This window comes from Citrobacter sp. Cpo045 (assembly GCF_030332875.1).
Taxonomy (GTDB): Bacteria; Pseudomonadota; Gammaproteobacteria; order Enterobacterales; family Enterobacteriaceae; genus Citrobacter; species Citrobacter portucalensis.
On sequence record NZ_JAOWGZ010000087.1, the window covers coordinates 1 to 3,927 of the forward strand.

Here is a 3,927-nt window from a genome sequence, read left to right on the forward strand (position 1 = left end):
CGCGCTTGCTCTGCTCAAACGCGAAGGCCGGTGCCCGTCTGACGTTGAACACCGACAGATTAAGTACCGGAACAACGTGATTGAATGCGATCATGGCAAACTGAAACGGATAATCGGCGCCACGCTGGGATTTAAATCCATGAAGACGGCTTACGCCACCATCAAAGGTATTGAGGTGATGCGTGCACTACGCAAAGGCCAGGCCTCAGCATTTTATTATGGTGATCCCCTGGGCGAAATGCGCCTGGTAAGCAGAGTTTTTGAAATGTAAGGCCTTTGAATAAGACAAAAGGCTGCCTCATCGCTAACTTTGCAACAGTGCCCGTTTTTCCGATGTGCCGAAATGCCCGCTTACCAGGGTGTGCAGCTCATTCAGAATATAATCATACATCTGATAATGCGCTTTCCACGGCTCCTGTGTGGCATTGACATAAAACCCGGCACCCTGGCCGAGATCGTACTCTTTATCATCCGCCACCTGACTGCCGCGCGGACTGGTATCCGGCGCGACAATCACCAGGCCGTGTTCCGCTGCGTAACGCTGTGCCCCGGCTTTGGTGATAAAATTCTGCTCGTTGCAGGTCAGCCCGGAAAGCCAGTACAGCACAGGACATTTCTCTGTTTTTGCCTGCGGCGGCAGAAACACGGAAAAAGTCATCGGCGTGCCGGTCACCGCAGAGTGGTGACGCCAGACTTCCTGGCTGCCGCCGAAACAGACGTGATGTTCAATCCGTTCCATAGTATCTCCCTGAATACGTTATCAGTAATGAATGACTGTGCGGATGGATTTGCCGTCGTGCATCAAATCAAAAGCTTCATTGATTTTATCCAGTTCCATGGTGTGCGTGACAAACGGCGCCAGCTCGATTTTGCCGCTCATGGCATCTTCCACCATTCCCGGCAACTGGGTACGCCCTTTCACGCCGCCGAACGCCGTGCCTTTCCAGACCCGGCCGGTCACCAGCTGGAACGGACGGGTTGAAATCTCTTTTCCGGCACCCGCCACCCCGATAATTACCGACTGCCCCCAGCCACGGTGCGCACTTTCCAGCGCCGACCGCATCACATTGACATTGCCGATACATTCAAAGGTATGATCCACACCCCATTTGGTCATTTCGACCAGCACCTGCTGAACAGGTTTGTCATAATCATTGGGATTAATGCAGTCTGTGGCGCCGAACTGTTTTGCCAGCTCAAACTTGGATGGATTGGTATCGATGGCAAAGATGCGCCCCGCTTTTGCCTGACGTGCGCCCTGCACCACGGCCAGCCCGATACCGCCGAGGCCGAATACCGCCACAGAATCCCCTTCCTGTACCTTCGCGGTATTGTGTACCGCGCCGATCCCGGTGGTCACGCCGCAGCCGAGCAGGCAAACCTGCTCCGCATTGGCCTGCGGATTGATTTTCGCCAGTGATACTTCCGCCACAACGGTATATTCGCTGAATGTCGAGCAGCCCATATAGTGATAGAGCGGCTGACCGTTATACGAAAAACGGCTGGTGCCGTCCGGCATCACGCCTTTGCCCTGGGTTTCGCGGACGGCAACACAGAGGTTGGTTTTACCGGAGGTACAGAAATCACACTCGCCGCACTCGGCGGTGTACAGCGGGATCACATGGTCGCCCGGTTTCACACTGGTCACGCCCTCACCGACCTCAACCACCACCCCGGCACCTTCATGGCCGAGCACCACCGGGAACAGACCTTCCGGATCATCACCGGAAAGCGTGTAGGCATCGGTATGGCATACCCCGGTGTGACTGATTTTCACCAGCACTTCACCTTTCTTCGGCGGTGCCACATCAATTTCAACAATTTCAAGGGGTAAACCCGGCCCGAAGGCGACTGCTGCGCGTGATTTCATAACGGTTCCTCTGTGTCTGAGGCTTATCATGGCAGGCGATAAGCACGAATGCCGTCCACCATACCGCACAACAGCGCTGCCTGTATAGCGCCGGTCAGCAGGTGGCCGCCACCGGTGCCGGTTTTCTGATCAGCAGACAGATTGCCAGCAGCAGACCGTACAGTGCCGTGCCAATCAGCCACACCGTACCGTCCGCACTCTGCTGTGTCTGACTGAAAATAAAAGCAAACAGCAGCGGGCCCGCCACGCCGGTCAGATTGGTCAGGCTGACCAGCACACCCTGTAGTTTTCCCTGATTTGCCGCCGATGCCCCGGCAGAGATAATGCCCTGCAATGCAGGCAGTGCAATTCCGCCGCCTGCCAGCAGGATCAGGACCGGATACACCATCCATCCGGAAGTGATAGCAGACATCAGTAAAAACGCGGTGGCATCGGCAATAAATCCGGCGAAAATAATGGTTTTCTCACTCAGCCGTTTTGCCAGCGCCCCGGCAACCACCGCCTGAAACAGTGCATGCATCGCCCCGAGTCCCGCCAGTGAAAAACCGACCGCCGCGCTGTCCCAGGCAAAGCGGCTCTCCGTAAACAATACCCAGACAGTGGCCGGGATCTGCCCGATAAGCTGCGCGGTAAAAAAGACAAACAGCAACAGCGCCAGAGGTTTAAGCAGTGTGATAAAGCTGATACCTGCGCTTTCTTGTTTCTGCTCCGCCGGTTTTTCTTCTGTCTGTACCGCCGGTTTAAAGATAAAAAAGACCATCAGAAAGGTGCAGGCATTCAGTATTGCCGCAATGACAAACGGCAGATGCGGTGAGATATCCCCCGCCAGTCCGCCGATAGCCGGCCCGGCAATCAGCCCGGCACCAAAGGCCGCACCGAGACGGCCGAACCAGGCGGTACGCTCGCTGACCGCCGTGCTGTCCGCCACTACCGAAGCCGCAACCGCGCCGGTGGCACCAGTGATCCCGGAGATAATCCGCCCGAGATACAACATCCACAGCACATTGGACAGTGCCAGCAGTGTGTAATCAAACGCGGCACCCGCCAGGGATAACAGCAGCACCGGTCTGCGCCCCAGCTTATCTGACCATCTGCCCAGCAGCGGAGCAAAACAGACCTGCATCACCGCATACAGCGCCAGCAGAATGCCGTAATGGTTTGCCACATCCGCTTCCGGGAGATATTCCCGCAGCAGTGACGGTAATACCGGCATGATCAGACCAATTCCCATCGCGTCCAGCAGTGTAATCACCAGCGCGATGACAGCGGGTTTATTCATTTTTCAGATCCTGTGTTAATTCCCTATCATTGATAGAGTTGGAATATATCCCTATCAATGATAGAGTGTCAATCTGAAAATCGGAGGAGACGGTCATGGCACGGCTGAACAGAGAATCGGTTATTGATGCGGCACTGGAACTGCTGAATGAGACAGGGATTGACGGGCTGACGACCCGCAAGCTGGCGCAGAAGCTGGGAATAGAACAGCCGACACTTTACTGGCATGTGAAAAATAAACGGGCGTTACTGGATGCGCTGGCGGTGGAGATCCTGGCGCGTCATCATGATTATTCACTGCCTGCGGCGGGGGAATCCTGGCAGTCATTTCTGCGCAATAATGCAATGAGTTTCCGCCGGGCGCTGCTGCGTTACCGTGACGGGGCAAAAGTGCACCTCGGCACCCGCCCTGATGAAAAACAGTATGATACGGTGGAAACCCAGTTACGCTTTATGACAGAAAACGGCTTTTCACTGCGCGACGGGTTATATGCGATTTCAGCGGTCAGTCATTTTACCCTTGGTGCCGTACTGGAGCAGCAGGAGCATACTGCCGCCCTGACCGACCGCCCTGCAGCACCGGACGAAAACCTGCCGCCGCTATTGCGGGAAGCGCTGCAGATTATGGACAGTGATGATGGTGAGCAGGCCTTTCTGCATGGCCTGGAGAGCCTGATCCGGGGGTTTGAGGTGCAGCTTACGGCACTGTTGCAAATAGTCGGTGGTGATAAACTTATCATCCCCTTTTGCTGATGGAGCTGCACATGAACCCATTCAAA

The 3,927-nt window shown here is 55.5% G+C and carries 4 protein-coding genes and 1 pseudogene; 2 read left to right on the forward strand and 3 right to left on the reverse strand.

What is annotated here, in order from left to right:
* Positions 1-271, forward strand: a 271-nt coding sequence (locus tag OGY13_RS08650; RefSeq protein WP_000629492.1) for a DDE-type integrase/transposase/recombinase, incomplete at its 5' end; no start/stop codon positions are given.
* A gap of 45 nt (positions 272-316) precedes the next feature.
* Here the strand turns inward: OGY13_RS08650 and OGY13_RS08655 are convergent.
* From OGY13_RS08655 to tet(D), 3 genes and pseudogenes are all read right to left on the reverse strand, one after another.
* Positions 317-739: pseudogene (locus tag OGY13_RS08655) on the reverse strand (alpha/beta hydrolase-fold protein); the annotation flags it as partial.
* A gap of 21 nt (positions 740-760) precedes the next feature.
* Entirely contained in the window at positions 761-1,870 is a 1,110-nt protein-coding gene (locus tag OGY13_RS08660) for an S-(hydroxymethyl)glutathione dehydrogenase/class III alcohol dehydrogenase (protein WP_000842134.1), read from the reverse strand.
* Positions 1,871-1,964: 94 nt separating this feature from the next.
* Positions 1,965-3,149 carry a tetracycline efflux MFS transporter Tet(D) gene (gene tet(D), locus OGY13_RS08665; protein ID WP_001039466.1) on the reverse strand — a complete coding sequence of 395 codons (1,185 nt, stop codon included), beginning with the start codon at positions 3,147-3,149 and terminating at the stop codon, positions 1,965-1,967.
* A 95-nt stretch (positions 3,150-3,244) separates the two neighbouring features.
* On the opposite strand from tet(D), the gene tetR(D) reads away from it, so the two are divergent.
* Entirely contained in the window at positions 3,245-3,901 is a 657-nt protein-coding gene (gene tetR(D), locus OGY13_RS08670; RefSeq protein ID WP_000113282.1) for a tetracycline resistance transcriptional repressor TetR(D), read from the forward strand.
* Positions 3,902-3,927: the final 26 nt, after the last annotated feature.